Origin of the sequence: Caballeronia novacaledonica, from assembly GCF_900258035.1 — a bacterium.
Taxonomy (GTDB): Bacteria; Pseudomonadota; Gammaproteobacteria; order Burkholderiales; family Burkholderiaceae; genus Caballeronia; species Caballeronia novacaledonica.
Window position 1 is genome coordinate 139,556 of sequence record NZ_OGTP01000004.1, and the last position, 26,943, is coordinate 166,498.

Genomic DNA, 26,943 nt, shown 5'->3' on the forward strand with positions numbered 1-26,943 from the left:
ATGTTCAGAACTCAGGACGGCGAGGAGATTTTCATCATCGACGGGCACGTTCACCTATGGGACGGCAGCAAGGCGAATCTGAAGAACGTGCACGGCCAGCAGTTCATCGACTGCTTCTATGCGTATCACAGCAATCTGAGCCCGAAGGAATATCTGTGGCCGAAGGAGAAGTTCGACAAGTACGGCGAAGAAGTGATGTATGAAGACCTGTTCGTCACCGGCTACGACGACATGGCGATCTGCCAGCCGACCTATCTCACCGACTTCTACAAGAACGGCTTCAACACCACCGAGGCGAACTACGTGGTGAAGAAGAAGTATCCGCACCGTTTCATCGTGAACGGCGCGTTCGATCCGCGCGATGGCGAAGCGGGGCTGGAGCGCCTGAACGAGCTTGCCGAGCTTTACAAGATTCAGGGCGTGAAGCTCTATACGGCGGAATGGCGCGGCGACAGCAAGGGCTACAAGCTGTCCGATCCGGGCGCGTATCGCTTTCTGGAGCGATGCGAGCAACTGGGCATCAGGAACATTCACGTGCATAAGGGCCCGACGATTCTGCCGCTCAACCGCGATGCCTTCGACGTCGCGGATATCGACGATGTCGCAACGAGCTTCCAGGGACTGAACTTCATCGTCGAGCATTGCGGGCTGCCGCGCCTGGACGATTTCTGCTGGATCGCCACGCAGGAAACGAACGTCTATGGCGGGCTCGCCGTTGTGCTGCCGTTCATCCACACGCGGCCCGAATACTTCGCGCACGTGATTTCCGAGCTTCTGTTCTGGATCGGCGAGGACCGCATTCTCTACGGCAGCGATTACGCGATCTGGTCGCCCAAATGGCTGATCGAAAAGTTCATGGCGTTCGAGCTGCCGGAATCGGTCAGCAAGGAAACGGGCGTGAAGCTGACGCTCGAGGCGAAGAAAAAGATCCTCGGGCTGAATGCGGCGCGCCTGTACGGCATCGATATCGACGCGCAGAAGAAGCTGCTCGAAGAGGCGCCGCACCCTGCGGTGGCGCACGCATGAGCGGCGATCGCGCGCAGCAGGTCTGGGCGCGACTCGCATCCGTCATCGATCCGGAACTCGACGAGTCGGTGACGGAGCTCGGCTTCGTCACCACCGTCGAAGTCGATGCCGAAGGCGGCGTGGACATCGCATATCGTCTGCCGACTTACTGGTGCGCGGCGAACTTCGCGTATCTGATGGCGGCGGACATGCGCGCGGCCGTCGCGGGCCTGCCGTGGGTGACGCGCATCGGCCTCACGCTCGACGAGCACATGTACGCGGACGAGATCAATCGCGGCATGGCGCAGAACCTGTCGTTCCAGCGAGCCTTCGGCGACGCCGCCAGCGACGATCTCGACGAGGTGCGCCGGACGTTTCTCGTCAAGGCGTTCCAGCGCAGGCAGGAGGCGCTGCTGTCGCATCTGCTCGCCCGAGGGCACGAAGGGGCGAAGCTGCTTGCGCTCGCCACGGACGAGCTTGCCGCGCTTGACGGCGATCCCGAAACCGCGCGTCTCATCCGGCGATACCTCGAGCGCCGTCATGTCTGCGCGCACGAACTCGCCTTCGTCGATACCAACAGCGCGCCCATCGATCCCGCGGCACTCGGCGCTTATCTGCGCGCGTTGCGGCGCGTGGGCGTGAATGCCGAATTCAACAGCGCGCTCTGCCGTGGCCTGCTTGCGGCCCGCTACGGCGAAGTGGAGGCGCAGCCGATTCATTTTTTCCCGCGACCGCTCGAACCAGACAACCATAAACCGGAGACAGGAGCACACGATGCCCAACATCATGCTGCATGACGAAGAAGCGCGCGCGGCGCTCGGACGCGGCGTCGGCAAGCTCGCGCGCGCGGTGAGCGCCACGCTCGGGCCGAAAGGCATGAACGCGATCATCGACCGGCCGATCGGCTCGCCGATCATCTCGCGCGACGGCGTGAGCATCGCGAGCGAGATCGAGCTGGAAGATCCGTTCGAGAACATCGGCGCACAGGTCGTGCGCGAAGTCTCGAAGCAGACCAACGAAATCGCGGGCGATGGCACGACCACGGCCACCGTCCTCGCGGATACGCTCGTGCAGCAAGGTCTCGAATGTCTCGCGGACGGCGCGAACCCGGTCGAGCTCGTGCAGGGGCTCGACGCGGCGGTAATCGAAGTCATCGCTGCGCTCAGGCGCGCGGCCACGCCGCTGCGCGGGCCGGAGGAAGTGCGCGCGGTCGCCGTGGTCGCGGCCAACGACGACTTCACCGGCGGTCTCGTTGCAGAGGCGCTGGAGCGCGTGGGGCCGGACGGCATCGTCGATGTCGAGTACGGCACGACCGTGGAGACGCGGCTCGAAGTGGTCGACGGCATGGCGTTCGATCGCGGCTATCTCTCGCATCACATGGTCACGGACATCGAACGCATGCAGGTGGTGCTCGACAGCCCGCTCATCCTGATGACCGACCAGCGCCTGCAAAACCAGGCCGAAGTGACGGCGCTGCTCGCGCTCGCGAACGCAAGCAAGCGGCCGCTGCTGATCATCGCGGAGGAGGTCGCGCCCGCGTGCGTCGTCACGCTGCTGGCGAGCCGCGACAACGGCGGCCCGGCGGTCGCGGCGATTCATCCGCCCGAATACGGTCACTGGCGCAAGGCCATGCTGGAAGACATTGCGATCGTCACCGGCGGGCGCGTCATCGCACGCGATCTCGGCGGCAGGCTCGAAGCCGTCGAAATGCGCGATCTGGGCAGCGCGCGGCAGGTCCGCGTATCGTCCAATCAGACCATCATCACCGCGGGCGGCGGCGATCCGGCGGCGGTGGCGGCGCGGCGTCAGCAGGTTGCGCGTCAGTACGAGATGGCGCCGGAGAACGTCGAGCGCGACAAGTTCGAAGTCCGGATGGCGAAGCTTTCCGGCGGCACCGCGATGATCCTCGCCGGCGGCGCGACGCCGGTCGAGCAGAAGCGCCGTCTGCATCTGATCGAGGATTCGATCAACGCGGCGCGCGCGGCGATCGCGGAGGGGATCGTGCCTGGAGGGGGCACGGCGTTGCTGCGCGCATCGGCGCAACTGGATGACCTGATCGGACGCACGCGCGGCGCGGCGCAACTGGGCGCGCTGCTGCTCAAGCGGGCGCTGGAGAAGCCGCTGTTCACGATCGCGTCGAATTGCGGACTGGACGGCCATGCGATCGTCGCGCAGGTGGCGGCGGCCGGCCGCGGTGCCGGGCTCGATGCGCGCACCGGCGAGATCGTCGATCTGCTGGAGCGCGGCATCATCGATCCGGTGAAGGTGACGTATAGCGCGGTGCGCAATGCGGCATCCGTCGCCGGGCTGATTCTGACGACCCAGACGCTGATCGCCAAGAAGCCCGATCTCGCCGATCCGACAGCCGGGCCGGCGCTCGGTGCGGGCGCCGAACTGCTCGGGAGAAAATAGGCGGCCCGCCTTGTGCGTCGCCACACGCGGCCGGCGCCGGAAGCGTTTCCCCGAAAGGACGTGGCGCACGCGTGAGGTCTATACTCAGCGGACGATGTCGCGCAGCCACCGGGCGCTCTGCCCGGGGCTGGCCGGCACGTCCTCGCGAGTCGCGCCGAGTTCCGCCACAGAGCGGGCTGCGCGTCCCCACCTCGCACGGAGGAGACACATGACGAGGCGCCTCATCGGCATGCCGGCTGGCGACGATTCCGCGGGCGAAGGCGGCATCGCCGGGCGGACACGCCCCGACGTGAACGCTGGATTTCAATCGGACAGCAGCACCATGCTCGCGTGGGAACGCTTTCTGGCGGGCGAAATCACGACCGCCGCACCGACCGAGCTCATCGCGTCGTGGAAGCGGAGTCTGCAATCGGGCGTCAATCCGACCTCGGGCGCGGCGCCGTTCGCGGTGCATGGCGATGCGATCGACGCGCTGCGCTGGCGTCATCGCGAACTGTTGGCGGCATCGGACCGGCTGTTCGCGGCGACGGCGGATCTCTTCGTCGGTTCGTCCTCGATTCTGCTGCTCACCAATGCCGACGGCGTCATTCTGAAGGCCGCCGGCGACCTGCACACGCTCGACGCGGGCGAAAAAATCCATTTGATGACGGGCGGCGACTGGCGCGAGGCGACGGCCGGGACCAACGGCATCGGCACGGCGCTGGCGACGCGCCAGCCGACCTATATTCACGCCTCCGAGCATTTCTGCGAAGGCATCAAGGCGTGGAGCTGCGCCGCCGCGCCGATCTGCGAGCCGGGAACGGGCGCGGTGCTCGGCGTCCTGGACATTTCGGGGCCGCCATCGACGTATCAGATCAACAATCTGACGCTCGCCGTGACGGCCGCGCGGCAGATCGAAATGGTGCTCGCGGAGCAGGTGGCGCGCGAGCAGATGCGCCTGCTTGCGTTTTGTCTGCAACGGCTGTCGTCGGCGGATGCGGCGGGGCTCATCGCCATCGATCGGCGCGGGCGCTTCGTGCACACCACCGCGCGCATTCCGCTGCCCATCAACCTGGGCGAGCGGTTTCCCGGCATGAGCGAGCATTGCCCGATCGAAGACTGGCCCAATCATCTTCCGCAAGGCTTGCGGCCGGAATGGTTCGATCCGGTCGTCGCGGACGGCGAAGCGATCGGGGCGATGCTCATCGTCCCGGCGCAGTCCGGGCTTGCGGGCGCGTCGCGTCTGACGAGCGGTGCGCGGCGCGTCGGCGTGCAGGTTCAGGGGCGCAGCGAAGCCGATCCGAAACGCAACTGCTTCGGGCAGATCATCTGTCAGAGCGCGGCGATGCAGCGCGCCATCGATCGCGGACGGCAGCTTGCGCGGCGCCGGGTGCCGGTGCTGATCGAAGGGCAGACGGGCGTCGGCAAGGAGCTTTTCGCGCGTGCGATCCACGGCGAGGAGTCCGGCGAAGGTCCGTTCGTGGCGTACAACTGCGGGGCGGCGTCGAAGGAGCTGATCGGCGCGGAACTGTTCGGGCACGTGCGCGGCGCCTACACGGGCGCGACGGCGGAAGGGCGGCCCGGGCGCTTCGAACTCGCGCACGGCGGAACGCTGTGCCTCGACGAAATCGGCGAATTGCCGCTCGATCTCCAGCCCATTCTGCTGCGCGCGCTGGAAGAGGGCGTGATCTACCGACTCGGCGATACCCAGCCGCGCCGCGTCGATGTGCGGCTCCTCGCCATGACGAACCGGAACCTGCGCGAAGAGGTCGAGTGCGGGCGTTTTCGCGCGGATCTCTACTATCGCGTCGGCGTGACGCGGATCTGCATTCCGAGCCTGCGCGAACGCGACGGCGACGTCGATCTGCTGATCGAGCACTTCAATCGCGCGCTTGCGCTGCGGCATGGCGTGCCCGCGAGAGAGTTTGCGGACATCGTGATGGAAGTGCTGCGCGCTTACTCGTGGCCTGGCAATGTGCGCGAGCTGCGCAATCTCGTCGAGAACCTGCTGCTCACGTCCAATGACAAGCGCGTGATGCTGGCCGAATTGCCCGCCGAGGTGCTCGACGAATCTCCCGCCGCGCGCGACAGCGTGACATCCGGCGCCGCGCCGGGCACGGGAAGTCTGGAGGAAACCGAGCGATTCGCCATTGCGCGTGCGCTGCGGCATGCGCAGGGCAACATGGCGCAGGCCGCGCGTGCGCTGGGCGTGTCGCGCAGCACGCTGTATCGAAAGATGGAGCAGTACCGGATTCGCGCCGAGGCTTCGGCGATCTCGTCCCATTAGTTCCTTTCCGATTTCCGCGTATTGCAAGCGCGCCGGTCCCGATGCACTCGCGTTCTGACCGGCGCGGATTCTCGCCTGCTTCAATCTGACAGGCCACCCGCTTGCGGGCGTCGGGTACTCGATCGTGTCGCTGTTGCCCTGTCTTGCCGTCACGTTCTTCTGGGGACTACGGCAGGATCGGCTCATCCGTCAGCGCCATCGCGAAGTACAGTGCGCAAGCCCTGCGGACGCGAGCCAGTTGCCGGTACGCTGAGTCAACCACGACACGAGGCGCGGCATCGTTCAGGCAAGACCGCCCATCAGCGTGTATTTGACGTGCACATATTCCTCGATTCCATGATGACTGCCTTCGCGCCCGTAACCGGATTGCTTCACGCCGCCGAACGGCACCGAAGCCGTGCCGACCGAGCCGGAGTTCAGGATCACCATGCCCGCCTCGAGGTTGCGCGACAGCCGGAACGAGAGGCCCAGTTCGCGCGTGAACGCATAGGCGACGAGACCATATTCGCTGTCGTTGCTGCGTGCAATGACTTCGGCTTCGGTGGAGAAGCGGTAGAACGGGAAGACGGGTCCGAATATTTCGGCGGAGGCGATCGGCATATTGTCCGCGACATCGACGAGGATGGTGGGCGCATAGAAAAGCCCGCCTTTCGCGTGCGGACATCCGCCGAGCACGACCTTGGCGCCGCGTTCGCGCGAATCGTCGACAAGCTGGCCGACCTTCCCGATGGCCGCGCGATTGATCAGCGGACCGACGACGAACCCCTCCTGCAGCCCTTGATCGACGGGAATTGCCTCGACGAGCGCCTTCACGCGCTGAACGAACGAGTCATGCACGCCGGCCTGAACATACACGCGGTTCGGCGAGATGCAGACCTGCCCGCTGTTGCGCAGCTTGGCGGACACGAGCGCCTTTGCGGCTTCGTCCAGATCGGCGTCGTCGAAAACGATGAACGGTGCGTTGCCGCCCAGTTCCATCGTCATCTTCTTCAGCGTCCCGGCGCATTGCGCGGCGAGCAGCTTGCCGACCGCGGTCGAACCGGTGAACGAGATCTTGCGGATGCGCGGATCGTCGGTGATGAGCTTGCCAATCTGCGCGGGGTCGCCCGTGACCATCTCGAACACGCCTTCCGGAATACCGGCGCGGCGCGCGTACTCGAGCAGCTTGTACGCGGTCAGGGGCGTTTCCTCTGCGGGCTTCACGAGGATCGTGCAACCTGCCGCGAGCGCGGTCGCCACCTTGCGCGTGATCATCATGAACGGAAAATTCCATGGTGTAATCGACGCCACTGGCCCGACAGGTTCTTTTGTGACGATCACCGCCGCGTCTTTCGAGTGAGTGGGGATGGTATCGCCGTACACTCGTTTCGCTTCCTCCGCGTACCATTCGACGAAGCCCAACCCATATTCGATTTCGCCGAAGGCTTCCGACATGCACTTGCCGTTCTCGCGGCACACCAGTTCGGCGAATGCGGTCTTGTCGGCGCTGACGAGGTCGAACCATTTGCGCAGCAGTTCGCTTCGCTCGCGTGCCAAGGTGCGCGACCAGGCCGGAAAGGCCGCGCATGTGCGATCGATCGCCGCGAGCACCTGCGCTTCCGAATGATGTTCGACTTGCCCGACGCGCGTGCCGTCGGCGGGATTAAACACATCGATCATGCTTTATTCTCCGAAGTAAGTAAGCCTTCTCAGCGCATCGACGCATGGTGATGCGCATGCGGATGCATGATCGAATGTTAGGGACGTTGCAACGGGACGAGAACGTATGATCGTCTGCGAAGCTTGCCCGATTCTATGAACCCACTGTTATCGAACTCGAAGGATGAAAACGCACCGCTCTCCCAAACTGCCGACGATGGAAACCGAAGCCGCTGCAATGGCTCGTGTGCACGCTTCGATGGTGAACCGCCTGCTGGAACTCGCGCCAAACGAAGGCTATAACGCGACGCCGATGCCGGACATTCGCCTGTTGCGATCGAATCGTCCGCTCGCGCGCACGCCCGTGCTCTACGAGCCGGGTATCGTGGTCATCGCGCAAGGCCGTAAGCGCGGTTATCTCGGCAGCAAGGTCTATGTCTACGATGCGCAGCATTATCTTGCTGTCGCCTTGCCGCTGCCGTTCTCGATGGAAACCGACGCCACTGCAGACGAACCGTTGCTCGCGGTGTACGTGCGCCTCGATCCGACGCTTGCAGCCGATGTGTTGCTGCAAATCGACGAGCGCAACGGCGTGGTGCCGGGCGAGCCGGGCGGCATGGCCACGACGAAGCTCGATGTGGCGCTCGGCGAAACCATGCTGCGCTTCCTCGATGCGATGCGCGATCCGCTCGAAGCCGCGGTTCTGGGGCCAACCCTCGTGCGGGAGGTCTACTTTCGCGTGTTCATCGGAGAGCAGGGCGCTTCGATGCGTGCGGCGCTCAACCTGGATGGAAACTTCGGGCGCATATCGAGAGTGCTGCGCATGATTCATTCGAATTATGCCGAGCCGCTGACGATCGAAACGCTCGCAAGGGAAGCGGCAATGAGCGTGCCGTCGTTTCATCTGCACTTCAAGGCGGCCACGAACACTTCGCCGCTGCAGTACATCAAGTCGACGCGACTCCATCAGGCGAGGCTATTGATGGCGCGGCAAGGCATGACGGCTGCTGCGGCCAGCGCACGGGTGGGCTACGAGAGCGCGTCACAGTTCAGCCGCGAGTTCAAGCGGCTCTTTGGTGGCACGCCTTCGGAAGAATTGCGGCGAATGAAACGGCATTTTGCAGTCCCGGAAGCGGATCCGGGGTCGTCGCTATATGTTTCGTCGCATTGATGCGGTGGTTGCGTGGTTTCGACCATCGTCTGTCGAGGCCCTTTGACAGATCCGGCTGGCGAGGTTCGAATTCGTGGCGTCGCGAGCAGCGACGAAAGGGGTGGACGTGGGCAGTGTTGGCGGTTCTGTCGCAGGCGACGATGACGATCACACGCCATCGGGCAAGACATCAAGCAAAGCCGCACGGACCCGGAAAGCGGCTACATGGTGCGCGAGGACAAGCCCAAAGGGTTTTTCTATCTGGATCACCGTACGGTGGATGCCAGGCACGCGATCATCACCGATACGCACGTCACGCCCACCTCGGTGCACGACAGTCAGCCGTATCTGGCCAGGCTGGAGCGGCAGCGCAAGCGTTTTGGATTCGAGGTTCGCCGAGCAGTGTTTGCTGGCGGCTGCCGCGCAGAACATCAAGAAGATTGCGCTGCTGTTGAGCCGCCTGCGGCGGCTTTTAACTCATTTATCGGGCGCTCAGACGCGTATCGGAGAGCTTGCCGGACGCCTGCCGGTTTGCCTGATGCCCCATCGAGACGGGCGCGTTTTAATTCGACTTGCTTGCAAATGAAAAACCCCACGTCTGAAAAACGTGGGGTTGGTCAGCAGTCTGAGGCGGCACTATCAAGTGCCGCCCATCCATAAGCGCGCCGTCAAAAACCTCACCGCACCTTGCCCGCCTTCCACGCCGACAGCAGTTGCTCATACTTCACCGTCTCGCCCTTCGGTTTCTCGTTGGCGAGCGCCTTCCACGGCGCGTGCTGGTCGGACAGCCATTTGGACGGATCGCTTTGCGGATTCAGTTCCGGCGCGCAAACCTTCATCCCGGCCCGCTGCAAACGGGACAACACCTGATCCATTTCCTTCGCGAGGGTGTCCATTGCAGCCTGCGGCGTTTTCTCACCGGCGACGGCGGTGCCGACGTTCTTCCACCAGAGTTGCGCCATCTTCGGATAGTCGGGCACGTTGTTGCCGGTCGGCGTCCACGCGACGCGCGCCGGGCTGCGATAGAACTCGATCAAGCCGCCGTACTTGTCCGCGTTTTTCGTGAAGTAGTCGCTATGAATGTCGGAGTCGCGAATGAACGTGAGACCGACAATCGACTTCTTGAGCGACACGCTCTTCGACGTCACGAACTGCGCGTACAGCCACGCGGCGGCGCGCTGATTCGGCGGCGTCGATTTGAAGAACGTCCACGAGCCTACGTCCTGATACCCGTTTTGCATGCCTTCCTTCCAGTAAGCGCCGTGCGGGGAGGGCGCCATGCGCCACTTCGGCGTGCCATCCGCATTCGTGACGTTGCCCGGCTTGAGCATCGACGCCGTGAACGCGGTGTACCAGAACACCTGTTGCGCGATCCGGCCTTGCGCGGGCACGGGGCCCGCTTCGCTGAAGGTCATGCCCGACGCTTCCGGCGGCGCGTATTTCTTGAGCCAATCGATGTATTTGGTCGTCGCGTAGACCGCTGCCGGGCTATTGGTGCCGCCGCCGCGCGACACCGACGCGCCCACCGGATGACAACCATCAGGCGTCACGCGAATGCCCCATTCGTCGACGGGCATGCCGTTCGGAATACCCTTGTCGGCTTCGCCCGCCATGGAAAGCCAGGCGTCCGTGAAGCGCCAGCCGAGCGACGGGTCTTTCTTGCCGTAATCCATATGTCCGTAAACCTTTTCTCCGTCGATGTTTTTCACGTCGTTCGTAAAGAATTCGGCGATGTCTTCATACGCGGACCAGTTGACCGGCACGCCGAGATCGTAGCCGTATTTCGCCTTGAACTTGTCCTGCAAATCCTTGCGTGCGAACCAGTCCGCGCGGAACCAGTAAAGGTTCGCGAACTGCTGGTCGGGAAGCTGATAGAGCTTTTTGTCCGGCGCGGTCGTAAAACTCGTGCCGATAAAGTCTTTCAGGTCGAGACCGGGGTTCGTGTAATCCTTGCCTTCGCCTGCCATGTAATCGGAGAGCGGAACGATCACGCCATAGCGATAGTGCGTGCCGATCAGGTCCGAGTCCGAGATCCAGCCGTCGTAAATGCTTTGCCCGGATTGCATCGAGGTCTGCAATTTCTCGACGACATCCCCTTCCTGAATGATGTCGTGCTTCACCTGAATGCCGGTGATTTCACTAAACGCCTTGGCAAGCGTTTTGGATTCGTAGGTATGCGTGTCGATGGTTTCCGACACCACATGAACTTCCTTGACGCCTTGCGATTTGAGTTTCGCCGCGGTGTCGATGAACCATTTCATCTCGTCCATCTGCTGCTGTTTCGAAAGCGTGCTCGGCTGAAACTCGCTGTCCACCCATTTCTGCGCCTCGGGCGTGCCCGCCAGAGCCTGGTTCGCGAAGGCACTCGACACGATGCTTGCCACTGCCAGCGCGACGATCCGTCTCCTCTGATGCATGGTCTTCTCCTGTGTCTTCCGCGCCCCTTCGATTATGTCGGCGCCCGCTGGGGGCATCAGCGGAACCGGCAGTTGTCAGTCTTCATTGCATGCGTCGGCTTTCTAGCCCTTCCACATGATCGCGAGCAGCACCAGCACCGAGGCCGTGAAGCCCGGCCAGGAACTCGAGCCCTCGGCGCTGACTGCGAGCCACGCGAGATTCACATACGCGGCAGTCAGCAGGCCGATGAACAGGCGATCACCGCGAGTCGTCGCGATAGGCAGAAAGCCCTTGCGTTCATGAGTGGGCGAGCGCAGTTCCCATACCGTCATGCCGGCCAGCATCACGACGATGCAGCCGAAGAAGATCGCCACCTCGGGAGTCCAGTACATCCAGGTGAACATCACACTCTCCCCATCGCGAAACCCTTCGCGATGTAGTTGCGCACGAAGTAGATCACCAGCGCGCCGGGGACGATAGTCAGCACGCCCGCCGCCGACAGCACGCCCCAGTCCATGCCGGCCGCCGACACGGTGCGCGTCATCACGGCAGCGATCGGTTTCGCGTTGACCGAAGTCAGCGTGCGCGCGAGCAGCAGTTCGACCCAACTGAACATGAAGCAGAAAAAAGCCGTGACGCCGACGCCCGACTTGATGAGCGGCAGGAAAATCTTCACGAAGAAAGCGGGAAACGTATAGCCGTCTATGTACGCGGTTTCGTCGATTTCGCGCGAGACGCCCGACATGAAGCCTTCGAGAATCCACACGGCGAGCGGCACGTTGAACAGCATGTGCGCAAGTGCGACGGCAATGTACGTGTCGGTCAGACCGACGCTCGAATAGAGCTGGAAAAACGGCAGCAAGAATACGGCGGGCGGCGTCATGCGGTTGGTGAGCAGCCAGAAGAACATGTGCTTGTCGCCGAGAAAGCGATAACGCGAGAACGCGTACGCGGCCGGCAGCGCGACCAGCACCGACATCACCGTGTTCATCAGCACGTAGATGATCGAATTGATGTAGCCCCAGTACCACGAGGGATCGGTGAAGATCACCTTGTAGTTTTCGAACGTCACGTGCTGCGGCAGCGTGGCGAACGTGGACATGGTTTCCTCGTTCGTGCGCAGGGAGATCGAGAACATCCAGTAGAGCGGAATCAGCGCGAACAGCATATAGACGACGAGCATCGACGTCCGCATCCAGCGGCGCTTATCCTGCATGGTCGTCTCCTTGCGCGGCGGGGCCGCCGCTGCCCACGCGGCTCATCCAGTTATAGAGAATGAAGCACAACAGCAGAATGATCAGGAAATAGATCAGCGAGAAAGCCGCGGCCGGGCCAAGATCGAACTGGCCGACCGCCTTTTGTGTCAGATACTGACTGAGGAAGGTCGTGGAATCGCCGGGTCCGCCGCCTGTCAGCACGAACGGCTCGGTATAGATCATGAAGCTGTCCATGAAGCGCAGCAGCACGGCGATCATCAGCACGCCGCGCATCTTCGGCAATTCGATGTAGCGGAATACCGCAAAGCGGCTCGCGCCATCTATTTCCGCGGCCTGATAGAAGGCGTCCGGAATCGCGCGCAAGCCCGCATAGCACAGCAGCGCGACGAGCGGAGTCCAGTGCCAGATGTCCATCACCAGCACGGTGATCCATGCGGCCGTGGGACTCGCCGTGTAGTTGTAGTCGAAGCCAAGACTATTGAGCCAGTAGCCGAGCAGTCCGATATCCGGGCGCCCGAAGATCTGCCAGATCGTGCCCACCACGTTCCATGGAATCAGCAACGGCATGGCAAGCACGACGAGCGTGGCCGATGCGCGCCATCCCGAAGCCGGCATCGAGAGTGCGAGGCCCACGCCCAATGGAATCTCGAACAGCAGAACGCACGTGGAGAAAATGACCTGTCTGCCGAGCGCTTCGCGCAAATCCGGATCGGTCATGATGTTGCGAAACCACTCCGTACCGACGAACACATGCTGCGTCGGGCCGATGATGTCCTGCACCGAATAGTTGACCACCGTCATCAGCGGCAGAATCGCGGAGAACGCGACGCAGATGAACACCGGAACGACCAGGAACCACGCTTTCTGATTGACGGGCTTGTTCATCGCGCGGCCTCTTCGGAGATACGCGTTTCGATTCTTTCGTCGTTGCAGAAGAACACGGTTTCAGGCGCAACGAGATGCAGCCAGGCCGGTCCGTCGACAACCGGCAAATGCGGCTCGAGCCTCGCATTGAACACATGGCCGTCGCATTGCAAGGTAACCAGTTGATAGTTGCCGAGCTGCTGCGCGCGCAGCACCCGCGCGTCCACTGCGCCGGCTCCGCCTTCCTGCGAAAGGCGGACGAATTCCGGGCGAATTCCCAGTTTGAGCGCGCCGTTTGCCTGCTGATGCGCGCCGCGTAGCGTCGCAAGCGTGCCGGCGTCGAGCGGCAAGCGCTGCGAGCCGATTTTCGCGCCGTCGGCGTCGAGCTCGATCGGACAGAGATTCATGCCCGGACTGCCGATGAAGTAGCCAACAAAAGCGTGATCCGGCCGCAGAAAAAGCGCATCGGCTCCGCCTTTCTGAACGACGCGGCCATTCGTCATGACCACGACTTCATCGGCGAAAGTCAGTGCTTCCACCTGATCGTGCGTCACGTAGATCAGCGTGAGCTTGAGTTGCTGGTGGATCTTCTTCAACTGCCGGCGCAGCATCCACTTCATCGCGGGGTCGATCACGGTCAACGGTTCGTCGAAGAGAATCGCCGCGACGTCCTTGCGCACGAGGCCGCGCCCGAGCGAGATTTTCTGCTTGGCGTCGGCGGCCAGATTGCTCGCCTTGAGCGGCAGGTCGCGCGTCATATCGAGGATATCCGCGACTTCGTGCACGCGCTTCGTGACCTCGGCGGCTGACAGCTTGCGATTGCGCAGCGGAAACGCGAGGTTATCGAACACGGTCATCGTGTCGTAGACCACGGGGAACTGGAACACCTGGGCGATGTTGCGCTGGCGTGCGCCGAGCGCCGTCACGTCGCGTCCGTCGAACAGCACCTTGCCCTCCGACGGCTTGACGAGCCCCGACACGATATTGAGCAGCGTGGTCTTGCCGCAACCCGATGGCCCGAGCAGCGCATAAGCGCCGCCGTCATCCCAGACCATGCTCATGGGTTGAAGCGCGTAGTCGTCGAGCGTCGCGGGGCTCGGTCCGTACGCGTGCGCGAGATTTTGGAACTCAATGCGCGCCATGAGCTGCCTCCGGGCTGGACACCAGTTGGGTCTGCGCGCCGAACACGAACAGTTCGTCAGGGTCGATGAAAACGTCGAGCTGCGTGCCGAGCTCGATCTGATGCACGCCCTGCAACTGCGCAACGAGGTCGACCGCGCCGGTCAGCGTGCGCAAGTGCAGGTACGTTTCCGAGCCGCTCAGTTCGGCGAGTTCGAGCCGGCACGGAACGGCGATCGCATGAGCGGCCTTCGCCTGAAGACGCAGATGCCCCGGCCGGATGCCGATGCGGCATGCGCCGCTCGCAGCGAGACCGTTGCGGACTGGAACCTCCACGCCGATCGGCAGACGCGCGCGGCCGTTGCCGCAGTCGCTCTCCAGCATGTTCATCGGCGGGTCGTTGAAAACGGCGGCGGCCGCGACGTTGACCGGTGCGTTATAGACATCGAGCGTGGGACCGAACTGCAGAACCCGGCCTTTATCGACGATCGCCGTATAGCCGCCCAGCAGTAGCGCTTCGAGAGGTTCGGTGGTCGCGTAGACGACGGTCGTCTTGCCGTCAGCGAAAAGCGCGGCCAGTTCCATGCGCAATTCCTCGCGCAGTTTGTAGTCGAGATTGACGAGCGGCTCGTCGAGCAGCACCAGCGACGTGCGCTTCACGAGTGCACGCGCGAGCGCGCAGCGCTGCTGCTGGCCGCCCGACAGTTCGCCGGGCCGCCGCTGTAGCAAATGATCGATATGCAGTCTGGCTGCGACTTCCTGCACGCGCCGGCGGATTTCGGCAGGGTCGATTTTTTGCAGACGCAAAGGCGAGGCGATGTTCTCGGAGACCGTCATCGCCGGGTAGTTGATGAACTGCTGATAGACCATCGCGAGATTGCGCTGGCGCACGCTGACGCCTGTCACGTTCTGGCCATCGACGAGCACCCGGCCTTCGTTCGGCCTGTCCAGACCCGCCATCACGCGCATCAGCGTGGTTTTGCCGGCCTGGGTGGGTCCGAGAAGCACATTGATGGCGCCTGGGACGAGGCGCAAATCCACGCCGTACAGATACGGTTGCCCGCCAGAAACGACACTGACTCGCTCCAGTTCCAGGACCAAATTGCTCTCCTTTGCGGCGTGCGCGACGCCAGACCGCAGAGGCCGGCGTTTTAGGGGGTGTCAATTGGGTTGCACTTTGATTACATGCAGCAGCCAAAATGTCCCTTTTGTTGGTTTCCGTTTAAATCGGGGTAAACCTTACGACAGTGCGAAATAGGGAAATCGTCGGCGGATTGGGGGAGATCGGCGATTCGGCACAGGGCGACGACGCCGCTCTAAAATGCCAGGCTGGCGAAACCAAGGTGAGTTAGCCGGTTGATTTTGTTGCCGCTAAGTTGAAATGTCCGGGTTACGAGGGCTTCGATTGCGTTTCTTTCTGGGTTGAATCCACGTGGCGTCGAAGGATGACGCCTGATCGGGCAGGGCGCTGATGCCAATGTCGCTGGCGTGCGCGAACTGGTGAGCCGGTGGCTGCGCGGTCAATGGCGCGGCGTTGCGTCGCGCCCGTTGCAAGATCACTTGCTCAACATCCGCCTGCGTGATTTCGCGCTGCTTCTTCGTGCCAGGCAAACGAGTTTGCGACCTGAGCGCCTCACCCCGATGCGCCGGTTATCGCGCTGCGGCTGAAGCGCCTGTGAGATCTCGAGCGCGTGCGCCAGACGCTTATGCTCGATGATGGCGCCCTGATCGACCGCAGCCAGCCGGTCATACGCACGCGACACAATCAGCCGTCCATTGGCGCGGATCTCCGTGCGCCCATCCGGATATTCCCGGACGTCGACGTATCGATCGCTTAACCTGCGATTCTCAAGTGTGTCGTCCAGCAGATACAGCACCCGGTCGTACTGCACGCTCAGCATCTTTGACCTTGCGTGGCTCGCGCCACATCAACGCCCACTCCAGATGCTCGTCCTCGCGCACCGGCCGATGCGCATTAAACGCATTGCGCGCCGGCTTGGCAAAGCGCGCATTGTAGGCGGCCATGAAGCAGGGCGCATACGCGTTCGCTTGCGCCACCGTGCTGATGCCGCGCAGGTGCAACTCCTTCACGAGCCGGTCCTGCAAGGTCAGGTGCGCGCGCTCCACTCGGACATTGGCCGAGCTCGAATTGGCGCAGAACGTATCGATGTTCAGCTCATACATCGCCCGGCCGAACTGGGTCGTGCTGTGGCCGGTCCTACCGGCCGTCGCATGCGAAACACCGTGAACTTGTCGCTGAGAACGCCCCGGGCTTGCCGTAGCGTTCGATGTACGCACGCGTGGCCTCATCCGCCGTGGTCTACGACTTCTGCGCCTATTGACGCGTCCATGAGCGGGATCGGATAACCCGCGAACCGCTGACCCAAAATCTCGTCACGAAGATGCCCGCGGCATGCCACCCGCGCACGTTGTAAGCGGACGCACACCGTCTGTGCCACCCATCCAGCTCACATGCGCGCTCACCACGCGCCAACCGTCCGGCATCTTCACCCACGTCTGGCTCTGTCTGCCGATCCGCGGATCGCCATCGCGCCGAAACTCGATATTGGCGACGGCGAAAGCGTCGCCGTATGTCGTCACGACGCGCGCCGTGATCGTTCGCGCGAGGCCCTGGCCGGGCCGGGCGGCGCGAAACGCGCGAATCGCGTCGTAGCCGTAGAGGTTTTCGGTTGCGCCGTAGCGCAGCGTGTGCGACGAGTCGAAGAAAAGCGTATCGAGCACGGCGACGTCGTTGGTGACGAGCGCGTGCTCGTAGGCGTTGAAGGCCGCATCGACTTCGGCGAGCACGTCCGGCCGGTTGATCTCGATCATGCGTCCGCTCCTGAAGAAAGCAACGCCTCGTCCAACGATGGCGGCGGCGGACAATGCGCGACCTGCGCCGCTTCGAGTCTGCGCGCAGCTTCGAACGCCAGATCCTCGCGCCACGGCGGCGCGATCAGTTGCACGGCGATCGGCAGGCCGCTTCTCGTGCGCATCGGCGCGGCGACGACCGGCAGGCCGAGGCACGACACCGGCTGCGTCAGCAAGCCGAGATTGGGCCGCACACCGAGCCGCTCGCCATTGATGTCCATGAACTCGTCGCCGATGCGCGGCGCGACCACCGGCGTGGCCGGCGCGACGAGCACGTCGTAGCGTTCGAACAATTCGAGCACGCGCGTTCTCAACGCCGCGCGCACGCGCTGCGCCTGCACCACCCACGCCGCGGGCAGGAGGGCGCCTGCGATCAGACGATCGCGCGACAACGGTTCGCGCTCGTCGTATCGCGCACGCAGGTTCGCCATGTGCAACTGACCGCCCTCAGCCGCCGTGATGAGAAACGCCGCGCCGCGCGCGGCAGCGGGATCGGGATAGTCGACGGTCTCCGACGCGCCCAGCGCCTCGGCCGCCGCATGCGATGCGCGATGCGCGTCGTCGTTCGCGTGTTCGTCGAAATAGCCACCCAGCCGTGCGACTCGCAATACGCCGTGCTTCGCATTCGCAGATTCGAACGCCCGCTGCGCGCACGCGGGATCGAGCGGATCGGCGAACTGCAATGCATCGTAGGTGGCCGCAAGGTCGTCGACGCTACGCGCGAAAGCGCCCATGTGATCCAGGCTCGCGACGAATGGATAGACGCCGTGGCGCGAAAGACGTCCATAAGTCGGTTTCACGCCGAACACTCCGCACAGCGACGCGGGCACGCGCACCGAGCCGTTTGTGTCGGTACCGAGCGTGACCGGGACGAAGCCCGCTGCGACCGCGGCTGCACTGCCGCCCGACGATCCGCCCGCCGAGCGCGTGAGATCGTGCGGATTGCGGCACGGCCCCGCATGATGATTCTCGGTGGTGAAGCCATAAGCGAATTCGTCCATGTTGAGCGCCCCGATCAGAATGGCGCCCTGACCGGTGAGACGCCTGACGAGCGTTGCATCGCAGGCGGCGGCCGGCGCGTCCCTGAGCACGCGCGAACCGGCTAGCGTCGCGATGCCCTCGATATCGAAGAGATTCTTCGCAGCGAACGGCACGCCCGCGAGCGGCGGCAACGTGTGGCCACGCGCGCGGCGGGCATCGAGCGCGTCCGCTTCGACGAGTGCGCGTTCGCGTGTGACGGCAGTGAATGCGTTGACCTGTACGTCATATGCGTCGATGCGCGCAAGTGTCACCTCGATCAGTTCGCGCGCGCTGAAGTCGCCGTTGGCATAGGCGCGCGCGATGGCGAGTGCGCCGAACGGAAAATGGTTCGATGTCGTCATGGGCGATATAACGGCGCGGGTTCGTCGGTTGCATCGACGGGATACGCGAGCGCGGGCGCGGCCAGTTGCGCAATGCGCGCGAACTGCGCTTTCACGCGCGCGGCGGCTTCGTCGGAAAGTGACGGAAAATGCAACGCGAGCGCAGCTTCAACATAGGCATCGATGGAAGAGGACATGGCGTTCAGGCTCACGAAACAGCGGGAAAGAGTTGGCGCACGCGGGCGATCAGCGCGCGATCGCTGCCGCGCGGACCGATGAACGACAGCGCGAGCGGCCTGTCGGGTTCGTTCACGACCGGCACGGTGACTTGCGGCAAGCCGCCGAACGCGGCGACCGCGTTCATCGTGAGCGCATCGCAATAGAACGCGCCGATGCCGTCAGGCGACTCGTTCTTGTCGAGCAGCGCGCGTGGCGTCGTCGGCAGCACGATCAGCGCTTTCGCCACGATGTTTTCGACGTGCGCGGCGAGCGTCTTACGCATGGCGCGACAACGTTCGACTTCCGCGTCGTCGAGCGACTTGATCCGCGCAAAGCGCGTTGCGATGTCCGCGCCGAAGCGCGGCGCATGCGCATCGATCCATGCGCCGAGCGAGGCGCGAATGGCATCGTCCTGCAAGTGCTGATACACGTGCAGCCAGCGTGCGCGATCGCCTGCGAAGATCTCGATCTCGTCGTGCGCCATCGAGAGTTCGCGCAGGCGTTGTGCATCGTCCGGCTCGCGCTCGGCGCGCGTATCGAACGCTTCCTTGAAGAGCACGAACGATGCGGGCGCGTCGAGTGCGGTGACGTCATCGAGCATTACGTCGGCGACGCGCGCGAGCAGTTCGCCCGAACGCGCGAACCAGCCCACCGTATCGAAGCAGGGCGCGAAGGGTAGCACGCCGTCGAGCGCGGCGTCGTCGTGCGTCGGGCGGATGCCCCACAGGCCGCAGAACGCGGCGGGCACGCGCACGGAGCCGCCGGTATCGGTGCTGAGCGCGAAATCGACATCGCCGTTCGCGACCGCCGATGCCGAGCCGCTCGAAGATCCGCCCGGCAACGCGTGCGGCCAGCGCGGATTGACCGGCGTGCCGTAATGCGCGTTCACGCCTTCGAGGCTGTAGGCGAGTTCATCGGTGATGGTCTTGCCGTCCACGCTCGCGCCGGCGGCCAGCAGTTTCGCGACACAAGGCGCATGGCGGGCGGCGGGCTCATGCGTGGCGAGCCAGTCGGGATTGCCGCCGCCCGTCGTGACGCCCGCCACGTCGATCAGATCCTTGACGGCAAAGTGCAGACCATCGAGCACACCGCCCGAAGTTGCGGCGAGGTGCACGCGCGGGCCGGGAACGAAGGCGCTCATTGATTCGCTCCCCTCAACGCATCGGCGAACTGGAGCGAGTCCGCGACGAAGCCATAGCACTTCTTCACGTTCCAGATGCTCGCCTCGGTGCAAAACTCGGGCGATGACGTCGCGCAGCAGTCGGTCAGCATCACGCAGCCATAGCCGAGGAAGTTGGCGTCGGTGAGCGTGTGCATCACGCATTGATCCGTGTTCACGCCCGCGAAGAAGAGCGTGCGCGCGCCGAGATTGCGCAGGATGCTGTCGAGCGGCGTGTCCCAGAAGCCGCTGATGCGGTACTTGTCCACGCGAATGTCCTGCGGCTCGATCATCAGTTCATCGACGACGGCGGATGCCCACGAGTCTTTTTCCAACACGCGCGCGCCGTGTTCCGGCAGCGCCTCGCCGAGGCCGATGCCCGTGCCCTTCGGCTTGTACAGATGAAGCTGGTTCGGCGGCATGTTGGCGAGATCAGGCCGGTTGCCCCAGTTGACCCAGATCACCGGCACGCCGCTCTTACGCGCGATCGGCAGCAGGCGCTGGAGTGGTGCAATCGGCGCGCGGTCCGCACCGTAATCGCCCCCGATATGGTCCACCCACCCGCCTTTGGTGCAGAAGTCGTTCTGCATGTCGATGATGACGAGCGCCGCTTTTTCGATGTCGAAGCGCACTTTCTGCGGCGCGGAATCGAGTATCGCAATGCGCGGCGCGGGCGCTTGCACGGCCATGTCGACAAGCGCATCCGTGGCGTGCCAGCGGGTCTGCGCAAAGACGCCGAGCGGGCCGCCGGGCATTGTCCGGTCTGGGTTTGAAGCGTGGTCCATCGGGTTCTCCGAAACGTTGGATCAATGGAGTACGAGTGCATCGGAGACGCGGCGCAAGCGCGTCATCCGTCGGCGTTCTGCGTGGCATCGAGGAAGCGGTTCTTCATCGCACTGACGGCGCATTGGCATCGAAGTTGCAATGAGCGTTTCAGTCATGAATAACCTACTTACCGAAAGTCAACGCAAAAGGAGTGCCAGTGATGTTGAGCTTGCAACAGGCTTCTCGCGAAAAATTGCGCCGTCGTCTCGTGTCGCGCCTCGTCGTGACGGCCGGTGTCGTCGCGCTCGCCGCGCCCGCGTTCTTTCTCTCCGATGCGCACGCCGCCGATGACGCGATGCGCGTCGGCGTGCTGATTCCCGGCTCGAAGACGGACAAGGGCTGGATGGAGTCGGGCTACGACGGCGTGCTCGCCGCGCAGAAGGAGTTCGGGCCGAAGCTCAAGACGCAGATCATCGAGAACATCAACTACGCGGACATGGAGCAGGCGCTCACCAATCTCGCGACGAAGAATCAGCTCGTGATCGGCATCGGCGGACAGACGCAGGCGGCCGTGCTCAAAATCGCCAAGCGCTTTCCGAACGTGAAGTTCTCCGTCGTCGGCGGCAACAAGGGCGAGAACATGCCGGCCAATGTCGCTGGCTATGACGTTAAGCAGGCCGAGATCGCGTTCGTCGCGGGCGCGGCGGCCGCGATGCTGTCTAAGAATGGCGCGGTGAGTTATGTCGGCGGCATGGAGATTCCGTCGATCGTCAACGCGGGCAAGGAGTTCGGCAACGGCGCGCGTTACGTCAACCCGAAGATCAAATACTTCGAGAGCTATACCGGCGACTTCGATAACGTCGCGAAGTCGCGCGAAGCGACGGCGGCGGCCATCGCGCAGGGCGCCGACGTGCACTACCACATCCTGAACCTCGGCTTGCGCGGGCTCGAACAGGCCGCCAAGGAGAAAGACACGCATATCATCGGCAGCTATACGGACCGCTGCGGAAGCGATCCGCTCTATATCGCGTACAGCATCACGGGCGTCGGCTATCAGGCGCAATACGCGATCGAGCAACTGGAGAAAGGGCAGTGGCAGCCCGGCTACAAGGCGTTCGGCCTCGCAATGGGACCGAAGGCGTCGGGCATGGTCGTCTGCAAGTCGACGCCCGCGATGGACGCGAAGCTCAAGCAGATCGAAGACGACATCCTGAGCGGCAAGATCAAGGTGTCCGAGGGATGAGCACGCTGCCTTCTCCTTCGGTCGATGCCGCGCCGATCCTCGCGCTCACGGACATCGGCAAGCGCTTCGGCACGTTCACCGCGCTCGAAGGCGTCTCGCTCGACCTGATGCCGGGCGATGTCCATTGCCTGCTCGGCGAAAACGGCGCGGGCAAGTCTACGCTGTGCAACGTCATCTTCGGCGTGCATCAGCCGGATTCCGGCGCCATGCGCGTGAACGGCGCGCCGTATCGTCCGCGCAATCCGCGCGAGGCGCTCGCGCACGGCATCGCGATGGTGCATCAGCACTTCAGTCTCGTCGACGACGCCAGCGTGCTCGACAATCTGCTGCTCGGGCAGGCGCGCGGATGGCTTCATCGGCAGCGCGAAGCCGAACGCGTGCGCGCCGTGCTCGCAGGCGTCGGGCTGGAACTGGCGCTCGAAGCGAAGGTGGCGGATCTTTCGGTCGGCGAGCGGCAGCGCGTGGAGATCGTGAAGTGCCTGATGCGCGAGCCGCGCCTCCTGCTGCTCGATGAACCGACCGCCGTGCTCCTGCCCGCCGAGATCGACGCTTTGCTCGACACCTGCGAGCGCGTGGCCGCGCGCGGCTGTGCAGTGGTGCTCGTCACGCACAAGCTGAAGGAAATCAGCCGCATCGCCACCCATGCGACCGTGCTGCAATCGGGCCGCGTGGTGGCGCGCTCCGCATCGCCCGCGACGGAGATCGACCGGCTCGTGCACGCGATGATTCATCGCGAAGGCGACGACACCCCCGACGATCTTGCCGGGCGTCTGTCGCTCGTGAAAAGCGCCTCGCCGTACTCGCGCCCGTTGCAGGACGAAGTGCTGCAGATCGATGGACTCAGCGCGCGCGATGCCGAAGGCGTCGCGCGCCTGAGTGACTGCACGCTCGTGGTGAATCGCGGCGAGATCGTCGGCATTGCGGGTGTTGAGGGCAATGGACAGAGCGAACTCGGCGCGGTGCTCGCGGGCATGTCGGGCGCATCGGCGGGACGCTTTTTCATCGCCGGTCGCGACATGACTCAGGCGAGTCCGCGCGAACTCACGCAAGCGGGGGTGGGCATCGTGCCGGAAGACCGGCACGCGGTCGGCTGCGTCACCGGCATGAGCCTCACAGACAATCTGCTGCTCAATCATCTCGACCGCTACACGCGCGGCGGCTTTCTGAAGCGCCGTGCGATGCGCGCCGCGGCGCTCGAACTGATGCAGCGTTTCGATGTGCGCGCGAGCGGTCCCGATGCGCTCTTTGGCGGCCTTTCGGGCGGCAATCAGCAAAAGGCCGTGCTCGCGCGCGAACTGACGCTCGATCCGCTGATCTTTCTGCTCGCCGCGCAGCCGACGCGCGGTCTCGATGTCGGCGCGGTCGCCGCCGTGTATTCGCACATCCGCGCGGCGCGCGATCGCGGCGTGGGCGTGCTGCTTATTTCCTCCGAACTGGACGAGCTGATGAGCGTTGCCGATCGCATCGTCGTGCTGTATCGCGGACGCATCATGGGCACGTGCACGCCCGATGCGAGCAATCGCGGACGCATCGGCGCGTGGATGGCGGGCGCGGGAGAGACTGCATGAATCCGCACATGAAGCTGCAAACACCGCTCGCGTCCGCGCCCGGTCCGCAAAGCTGGCGCGCGCGCTGGCCGCACTTGCGCGTGGCATGCGTGATCGCGGCGGCCGTCGCGTTCGCGATGCTCGCCGCGCTCGCGTTGATCGCACTGATGCACGTTTCCATCGCCGAGGCGCTCGCCGCATTCGCCGATGGCGCGTGGGGCTCGCCGTATGCGATCGGTGCGTCGATCAATCGCAGCCTCGCGTTCGCGCTCGTCGGCACGGGCTTCGTCATCGCGAACCGCGCGAAGCTCACGAACGTCGGCGGAGAAGGGCAACTCGCGATCGGCGGCATCGTCGCGACCGCGATGAGTCTCTATGGCGGTTGCGCGCATCTTCCCTTCGGTCTCTCCTTCATCGTGCCGATGCTGTGCGCGGCCGCGGCGGGCGCGGTGTGGGGCGGCGTGCCGGGCGTGCTGAAGGCGAAGGCCGGCACCAACGAAGTCATCAGCACGTTGCTGCTCTCGTTCATTGCGGTATGGCTGCTCTACTGGTGCGTGCAGAGCGAAGCGCTGCTGCGCCAGCCGATGACGAACGGCGCCACCTTGCCCGAATCGCTCGAAATCCCCGATCCGACCAAGCTGCCCGCGATCCTCGCCGCGAACGGCATGAACCTGAACATCGGCTTGCCGGTGACGATCGTGCTCGCCGTCGCATCCGCGATCCTGCTCGCGCGCACGCGCTTCGGTCTCGCGCTGCGCGCCGCCGGGCTCAACGCCATCGCGGCGAAACGCGCGGGCTTGCCGATCACGTCATCGCTGGTCGGCGCGCTGGCGCTCGCGGGCGCGTTCAGCGGACTCGCCGGCGCGCTGATGCTGCAAGGCGATCAATACTCGCTCAAGGCGGGTTTTTCGTCGGGCTATGGTTTCGACGGGCTCGTGGTCGGCCTGCTCGCGCGCGGATCGATCACCGGTGTGTTCGCGGCGGCGCTGCTGTTCGGCTTTCTGCGCTCGGGCGGCATCAACATGGAGATGGTCGCGCAGGTGCCTTCGGCGCTCGTGCTGATCGTGCAGGGCATCGTCACGATCGCGCTCGCGGGCGGCGCGTTGTGGCTCGACAAGGGAGAGGCACGGCGATGAATCTCGAACTTCTCGCGGTCTTCGCGGGTGCGTCCATTCGACTCTCCGCACCGATGATGCTTGCCGCGACCGGCGAACTCGTGAGCGAGCGCGCGGGCGTCCTCAACATGAGCGTCGAAGGCATGATGCTCACCGGCGCGTTTCTCGGCGCGACGTTTTCATGGCTGACCGGCAACCCGTCCATCGGTCTGCTGTGCGGCATGCTCGGCGTGATTCCGCTCGCGCTGCTGCAGGCGTTCCTGAGCGTGACGCTGCGTGCTAACCAGATCGTGACGGGCATCGGCATCAACATTCTCGCGCTCGGCGGCACGACGCTCGCTTATCGCGAGATCTTTGGTGAACGGTCGAGCGCCGCGATTCCGGGACTCGCGCACTGGTCGCCGCCCGTGCTCGGAAAATTGCCGCTGATCGGCGAACCCGTGTTCGGGCAAGTGTGGCTGCTGTATGCGGGACTCGCGGTGCTGCTGGCGACCTCGGTCATCATGCGCCGCACGGCGCTCGGCGTCGCGCTGCATGCAACGGGCGTCGCGCCGCGCTCGGTCGATCAGTCGGGCCTGCCCGTCGCGCGCATCCGTTACGGCGCGGTGCTGTTCTCCGGCGTGATGTCGGCGGCGGCGGGATGCTTCATCTCCATCGGCGATATTCACACGTTTACCGAAGGCATGACCAACGGCACGGGTTATCTCGCGATTGCGGCGATCATCTTCGGCAACTGGAAGATCGGCCGCACGGCGCTCGCATGCCTGCTGTTCGGCGCGGCCACCGCCATGCAGTTCCAGTTGCCGATGTTCGGCCTGCACGTGCCGACCGCGCTGCTCATCATGCTGCCGTACCTGCTCGCGCTGGTCGCGGTAGCGGGGCTGATCGGCCGGCAGACCGCGCCGCCCGCGCTTACGCAGCCGTTCAAACGCTAGCGGCGGCGGTGCGACGGAGTACCATCGTGTTTCGTCGCGCCGTGTTCAACTCATCGATCGAATTCATGTCACGTACCGCTGTTCCCGCGAAGAACAAGAAAGACGAGCCCACACGCCGCCAGCAGCTCGCTGCCAAAACCCGCGAGCGCATCTTCAGGATCGCCATCAGGGAGTTCGCCGACAAGGGTTTCAGCGGCGCGCGCGTCGAGACTATCGCGAGCCGCGCGAAGGTGAACATCCGCATGATCTATCACTACTTCGGCGGCAAGGAAGCGCTCTATGTCGAAGTGCTCGAGCACGTGCTCGCGCGGCTGCGCGAAGCGGAACTCGCGGTGACGCTCGACGTGCGGAGCGTCGATCCCGCGAGCGGCATTCTGCAGCTCTACGATTTCACCGAAGGCCACTTCGCCGCGCATCCGGAATTGCTGTGCCTGCTGTCGTGGGAGAACCTGAATCGCGCGCGCTTCCTGAAGCGCTCGAAAGTGATTCAGGCGATGTCATCGCCCGTGCTCGACAAGTTGCGCACGCTCATCAGGCGCGGCGAAACCGCGGGCACCTTGCGTCGCGGCATCGATCCCCTGCATCTGTACGTGACGCTCGTGAGCCTGGCCTATTTCCACAAGTCGAACGCGTACACGATCTCGCGGATGTTCGATACCGACATGCTCGCGCCTTCATGGCAGGCCGCGCACAAGGCGCAGGCGCATGAACTGGTGCGCGCGTTCCTTGCCGGAGAGCGTGTGCTCGAACTGACCTAGGCCTTCAGTTGACGAGCTTTCGGCGCCTGGCAATCGATCTCACGATCAACAGGCCGCCGACCATCACCGCAAGCGACATCAGCGTCGTCACCGTGCCGAGCGCGTAGATGACGGGCGTCGTCACCGATGTCGTCAAGCCCTGCAATTCGAGCGGCAGCGTGTTCTGATCGCCTATCGCCTGCGAGGTTCGCGCGATTTCATCCCACGAGAGCGTGAAGCCGAACATGCCGACGCCGATCACGGAAGGCCCGATGATCGGCAGCACCACATGTTTGAACGACTGCCACGGCGAAGCGCCGAGATCGCGCGCCGCTTCCTCGTACGCCGGATTGAATCGGTTGAACACGGCGAACATCACGAGCAGGCCGAACGGCAGCGTCCACGTGAGATGCGCGCCGAGCGCCGAGGTGAAGAGACCCATCGATGTGGTCCAGCCGTCCGCGAACGACTGGAAGCCCCATTCGTTCGCCAGATATTTGATGAGCGTGTCAAGCAGGCGAAAGGTGAGGCCGATACCGAGCGACACGATGATCGACGGCATGATGAGGCTCGCCACGGATACGTAGAACACCGCGGTATCGCCGCGAAAGCGCCGCCTGAACGCAAGGCCCGCGCTCAGGGAAAACAGCACGGTCAGCACCGTCACCGCGAGCGCGAGCTTCACGGAGCGCCCGAACGCGGCCCAGATGTCGATATCGCCGACGCCGGCGCGCAATGCAGCGAACCAGTGCAGCGAGACGCCGCGCATCGGGAAGGTGAGACCGCCTTCCGGACCCTGGAAGGACAGAATGAAGATCGTGATGACCGGCCCGTACAGGAACAGCACGAATATCCCGAAGAGGAGCGCGAGCCAGTAGAAGCTCGCGGGCCGATGTTCCCGATGCGCGACTGCACCCGCCATG

At 64.0% G+C, this 26,943-nt stretch carries 23 protein-coding genes and 2 pseudogenes; 11 read left to right on the top strand and 14 right to left on the bottom strand.

What is annotated here, in order from left to right:
• The 4 genes from NOV72_RS08675 (at position 1) to NOV72_RS08690 (ending at position 5,683) form a co-directional block, all read left to right on the top strand.
• On the top strand, positions 1-1,026 hold the full coding sequence (locus NOV72_RS08675) for an amidohydrolase family protein (RefSeq protein WP_106854181.1): 1,026 nt from the start codon (positions 1-3) through the stop codon (positions 1,024-1,026).
• Positions 1,023-1,802 carry a metal-sulfur cluster assembly factor gene (locus NOV72_RS08680; RefSeq protein WP_106854182.1) on the top strand — a complete coding sequence of 260 codons (780 nt, stop codon included), beginning with the start codon at positions 1,023-1,025 and terminating at the stop codon, positions 1,800-1,802. Before NOV72_RS08675 ends, NOV72_RS08680 begins: the two co-directional genes overlap by 4 nt.
• Complete coding sequence (gene groEL / locus NOV72_RS08685) at positions 1,780-3,417, top strand: molecular chaperone GroEL (protein ID WP_106854183.1); 1,638 nt, start codon at positions 1,780-1,782, stop codon at positions 3,415-3,417. Before NOV72_RS08680 ends, groEL begins: the two co-directional genes overlap by 23 nt.
• A 208-nt stretch (positions 3,418-3,625) precedes the next feature.
• Positions 3,626-5,683 (top strand): sigma-54-dependent Fis family transcriptional regulator, encoded by a 2,058-nt coding sequence (locus NOV72_RS08690; RefSeq protein ID WP_106854184.1) that lies wholly within the window; start codon positions 3,626-3,628, stop codon positions 5,681-5,683.
• Positions 5,684-5,965: 282 nt separating this feature from the next.
• On the opposite strand, the gene NOV72_RS08700 is transcribed toward NOV72_RS08690, so the two are convergent.
• A complete protein-coding gene (locus NOV72_RS08700) occupies positions 5,966-7,342 on the bottom strand; it encodes an NAD-dependent succinate-semialdehyde dehydrogenase (protein ID WP_106854185.1) in 1,377 nt (458 codons plus the stop codon).
• Positions 7,343-7,505: 163 nt separating this feature from the next.
• On the opposite strand from NOV72_RS08700, the gene NOV72_RS08705 reads away from it, so the two are divergent.
• Together NOV72_RS08705 and NOV72_RS08710 are read left to right on the top strand one after the other, a co-directional pair.
• Positions 7,506-8,492 carry an AraC family transcriptional regulator gene (locus tag NOV72_RS08705; protein ID WP_106854186.1) on the top strand — a complete coding sequence of 329 codons (987 nt, stop codon included), beginning with the start codon at positions 7,506-7,508 and terminating at the stop codon, positions 8,490-8,492.
• 162 nt (positions 8,493-8,654) lie between these two features.
• Positions 8,655-8,864 (top strand): annotated as a pseudogene (locus NOV72_RS08710) (IS5/IS1182 family transposase); the annotation flags it as partial.
• A gap of 284 nt (positions 8,865-9,148) precedes the next feature.
• Here the strand turns inward: NOV72_RS08710 and NOV72_RS08715 are convergent.
• From NOV72_RS08715 to NOV72_RS08770, 12 genes and pseudogenes are all read right to left on the bottom strand, one after another.
• Positions 9,149-10,888 carry an ABC transporter substrate-binding protein gene (locus NOV72_RS08715; protein WP_106854187.1) on the bottom strand — a complete coding sequence of 580 codons (1,740 nt, stop codon included), beginning with the start codon at positions 10,886-10,888 and terminating at the stop codon, positions 9,149-9,151.
• A gap of 102 nt (positions 10,889-10,990) precedes the next feature.
• On the bottom strand, positions 10,991-11,272 hold the full coding sequence (locus NOV72_RS08720; RefSeq protein ID WP_106854188.1) for a DUF2160 domain-containing protein: 282 nt from the start codon (positions 11,270-11,272) through the stop codon (positions 10,991-10,993).
• Positions 11,272-12,084, bottom strand: coding sequence for a carbohydrate ABC transporter permease (locus tag NOV72_RS08725; RefSeq protein ID WP_106854189.1), 813 nt, complete (start codon positions 12,082-12,084; stop codon positions 11,272-11,274). The genes NOV72_RS08720 and NOV72_RS08725 overlap by 1 nt, the downstream gene beginning before the upstream one ends.
• Positions 12,074-12,970, bottom strand: coding sequence for a carbohydrate ABC transporter permease (locus tag NOV72_RS08730; protein WP_106854190.1), 897 nt, complete (start codon positions 12,968-12,970; stop codon positions 12,074-12,076). The genes NOV72_RS08725 and NOV72_RS08730 overlap by 11 nt, the downstream gene beginning before the upstream one ends.
• Positions 12,967-14,091: an ABC transporter ATP-binding protein gene (locus NOV72_RS08735; RefSeq protein WP_106854191.1), complete on the bottom strand. Its 1,125-nt coding sequence runs from the start codon at positions 14,089-14,091 to the stop codon at positions 12,967-12,969. Before NOV72_RS08735 ends, NOV72_RS08730 begins: the two co-directional genes overlap by 4 nt.
• Complete coding sequence (locus NOV72_RS08740) at positions 14,078-15,169, bottom strand: ABC transporter ATP-binding protein (RefSeq protein WP_106854192.1); 1,092 nt, start codon at positions 15,167-15,169, stop codon at positions 14,078-14,080. The genes NOV72_RS08735 and NOV72_RS08740 overlap by 14 nt, the downstream gene beginning before the upstream one ends.
• Positions 15,170-15,439: 270 nt before the next feature.
• Positions 15,440-16,376, bottom strand: a pseudogene (locus NOV72_RS33110) (transposase family protein); the annotation flags it as partial.
• 86 nt (positions 16,377-16,462) lie between these two features.
• Complete coding sequence (gene hpxZ / locus NOV72_RS08750) at positions 16,463-16,900, bottom strand: oxalurate catabolism protein HpxZ (protein ID WP_106854193.1); 438 nt, start codon at positions 16,898-16,900, stop codon at positions 16,463-16,465.
• Complete coding sequence (locus NOV72_RS08755; RefSeq protein WP_106854194.1) at positions 16,897-18,321, bottom strand: AtzE family amidohydrolase; 1,425 nt, start codon at positions 18,319-18,321, stop codon at positions 16,897-16,899. The genes hpxZ and NOV72_RS08755 overlap by 4 nt, the downstream gene beginning before the upstream one ends.
• Positions 18,318-18,497 carry an AtzG-like protein gene (locus NOV72_RS08760; RefSeq protein WP_106854195.1) on the bottom strand — a complete coding sequence of 60 codons (180 nt, stop codon included), beginning with the start codon at positions 18,495-18,497 and terminating at the stop codon, positions 18,318-18,320. The genes NOV72_RS08755 and NOV72_RS08760 overlap by 4 nt, the downstream gene beginning before the upstream one ends.
• An 11-nt stretch (positions 18,498-18,508) precedes the next feature.
• Complete coding sequence (locus tag NOV72_RS08765; RefSeq protein ID WP_106854196.1) at positions 18,509-19,660, bottom strand: amidase; 1,152 nt, start codon at positions 19,658-19,660, stop codon at positions 18,509-18,511.
• A complete protein-coding gene (locus NOV72_RS08770) occupies positions 19,657-20,463 on the bottom strand; it encodes a cysteine hydrolase family protein (protein ID WP_106854197.1) in 807 nt (268 codons plus the stop codon). Before NOV72_RS08770 ends, NOV72_RS08765 begins: the two co-directional genes overlap by 4 nt.
• A 197-nt stretch (positions 20,464-20,660) precedes the next feature.
• Between NOV72_RS08770 and NOV72_RS08775 the strand changes: the two genes are divergently transcribed.
• The 5 genes from NOV72_RS08775 to NOV72_RS08795 all read left to right on the top strand — a co-directional run bounded on the left by NOV72_RS08775 (position 20,661) and on the right by NOV72_RS08795 (position 26,041).
• Positions 20,661-21,686 (top strand): BMP family protein, encoded by a 1,026-nt coding sequence (locus NOV72_RS08775; RefSeq protein ID WP_106854198.1) that lies wholly within the window; start codon positions 20,661-20,663, stop codon positions 21,684-21,686.
• A complete protein-coding gene (locus NOV72_RS08780; protein ID WP_106854199.1) occupies positions 21,683-23,254 on the top strand; it encodes an ABC transporter ATP-binding protein in 1,572 nt (523 codons plus the stop codon). Before NOV72_RS08775 ends, NOV72_RS08780 begins: the two co-directional genes overlap by 4 nt.
• Positions 23,251-24,369, top strand: coding sequence for an ABC transporter permease (locus NOV72_RS08785; RefSeq protein ID WP_106854200.1), 1,119 nt, complete (start codon positions 23,251-23,253; stop codon positions 24,367-24,369). Before NOV72_RS08780 ends, NOV72_RS08785 begins: the two co-directional genes overlap by 4 nt.
• Positions 24,366-25,283 (top strand): ABC transporter permease, encoded by a 918-nt coding sequence (locus tag NOV72_RS08790; protein ID WP_106854201.1) that lies wholly within the window; start codon positions 24,366-24,368, stop codon positions 25,281-25,283. The genes NOV72_RS08785 and NOV72_RS08790 overlap by 4 nt, the downstream gene beginning before the upstream one ends.
• A gap of 65 nt (positions 25,284-25,348) precedes the next feature.
• Complete coding sequence (locus NOV72_RS08795) at positions 25,349-26,041, top strand: TetR family transcriptional regulator (RefSeq protein WP_106854364.1); 693 nt, start codon at positions 25,349-25,351, stop codon at positions 26,039-26,041.
• Between the two features lie 4 nt (positions 26,042-26,045).
• On the opposite strand, the gene NOV72_RS08800 is transcribed toward NOV72_RS08795, so the two are convergent.
• Positions 26,046-26,942 (bottom strand): ABC transporter permease, encoded by an 897-nt coding sequence (locus tag NOV72_RS08800; RefSeq protein WP_106854202.1) that lies wholly within the window; start codon positions 26,940-26,942, stop codon positions 26,046-26,048.
• Position 26,943 lies beyond the last annotated feature (1 nt).

What these genes read in the sequence shown, in the direction of transcription:
- NOV72_RS08675 (WP_106854181.1), top strand. Translation starts at nt 1, where the DNA reads ATGTTCAGAACTCAGGACGGCGAGGAGATTTTCATCATCGACGGGCAC.
- NOV72_RS08680 (WP_106854182.1), top strand. Translation starts at nt 1,023, where the DNA reads ATGAGCGGCGATCGCGCGCAGCAGGTCTGGGCGCGACTCGCATCCGTC.
- groEL (WP_106854183.1), top strand. Translation starts at nt 1,780, where the DNA reads ATGCCCAACATCATGCTGCATGACGAAGAAGCGCGCGCGGCGCTCGGA.
- NOV72_RS08690 (WP_106854184.1), top strand. Translation starts at nt 3,626, where the DNA reads ATGACGAGGCGCCTCATCGGCATGCCGGCTGGCGACGATTCCGCGGGC.
- NOV72_RS08700 (WP_106854185.1), bottom strand. Translation starts at nt 7,342, where the DNA reads ATGATCGATGTGTTTAATCCCGCCGACGGCACGCGCGTCGGGCAAGTC.
- NOV72_RS08705 (WP_106854186.1), top strand. Translation starts at nt 7,506, where the DNA reads ATGAAAACGCACCGCTCTCCCAAACTGCCGACGATGGAAACCGAAGCC.
- NOV72_RS08715 (WP_106854187.1), bottom strand. Translation starts at nt 10,888, where the DNA reads ATGCATCAGAGGAGACGGATCGTCGCGCTGGCAGTGGCAAGCATCGTG.
- NOV72_RS08720 (WP_106854188.1), bottom strand. Translation starts at nt 11,272, where the DNA reads ATGTTCACCTGGATGTACTGGACTCCCGAGGTGGCGATCTTCTTCGGC.
- NOV72_RS08725 (WP_106854189.1), bottom strand. Translation starts at nt 12,084, where the DNA reads ATGCAGGATAAGCGCCGCTGGATGCGGACGTCGATGCTCGTCGTCTAT.
- NOV72_RS08730 (WP_106854190.1), bottom strand. Translation starts at nt 12,970, where the DNA reads ATGAACAAGCCCGTCAATCAGAAAGCGTGGTTCCTGGTCGTTCCGGTG.
- NOV72_RS08735 (WP_106854191.1), bottom strand. Translation starts at nt 14,091, where the DNA reads ATGGCGCGCATTGAGTTCCAAAATCTCGCGCACGCGTACGGACCGAGC.
- hpxZ (WP_106854193.1), bottom strand. Translation starts at nt 16,900, where the DNA reads ATGATCGAGATCAACCGGCCGGACGTGCTCGCCGAAGTCGATGCGGCC.
- NOV72_RS08755 (WP_106854194.1), bottom strand. Translation starts at nt 18,321, where the DNA reads ATGACGACATCGAACCATTTTCCGTTCGGCGCACTCGCCATCGCGCGC.
- NOV72_RS08760 (WP_106854195.1), bottom strand. Translation starts at nt 18,497, where the DNA reads ATGTCCTCTTCCATCGATGCCTATGTTGAAGCTGCGCTCGCGTTGCAT.
- NOV72_RS08765 (WP_106854196.1), bottom strand. Translation starts at nt 19,660, where the DNA reads ATGAGCGCCTTCGTTCCCGGCCCGCGCGTGCACCTCGCCGCAACTTCG.
- NOV72_RS08770 (WP_106854197.1), bottom strand. Translation starts at nt 20,463, where the DNA reads ATGGACCACGCTTCAAACCCAGACCGGACAATGCCCGGCGGCCCGCTC.
- NOV72_RS08780 (WP_106854199.1), top strand. Translation starts at nt 21,683, where the DNA reads ATGAGCACGCTGCCTTCTCCTTCGGTCGATGCCGCGCCGATCCTCGCG.
- NOV72_RS08785 (WP_106854200.1), top strand. Translation starts at nt 23,251, where the DNA reads ATGAATCCGCACATGAAGCTGCAAACACCGCTCGCGTCCGCGCCCGGT.
- NOV72_RS08790 (WP_106854201.1), top strand. Translation starts at nt 24,366, where the DNA reads ATGAATCTCGAACTTCTCGCGGTCTTCGCGGGTGCGTCCATTCGACTC.
- NOV72_RS08795 (WP_106854364.1), top strand. Translation starts at nt 25,349, where the DNA reads ATGTCACGTACCGCTGTTCCCGCGAAGAACAAGAAAGACGAGCCCACA.
- NOV72_RS08800 (WP_106854202.1), bottom strand. Translation starts at nt 26,942, where the DNA reads ATGGCGGGTGCAGTCGCGCATCGGGAACATCGGCCCGCGAGCTTCTAC.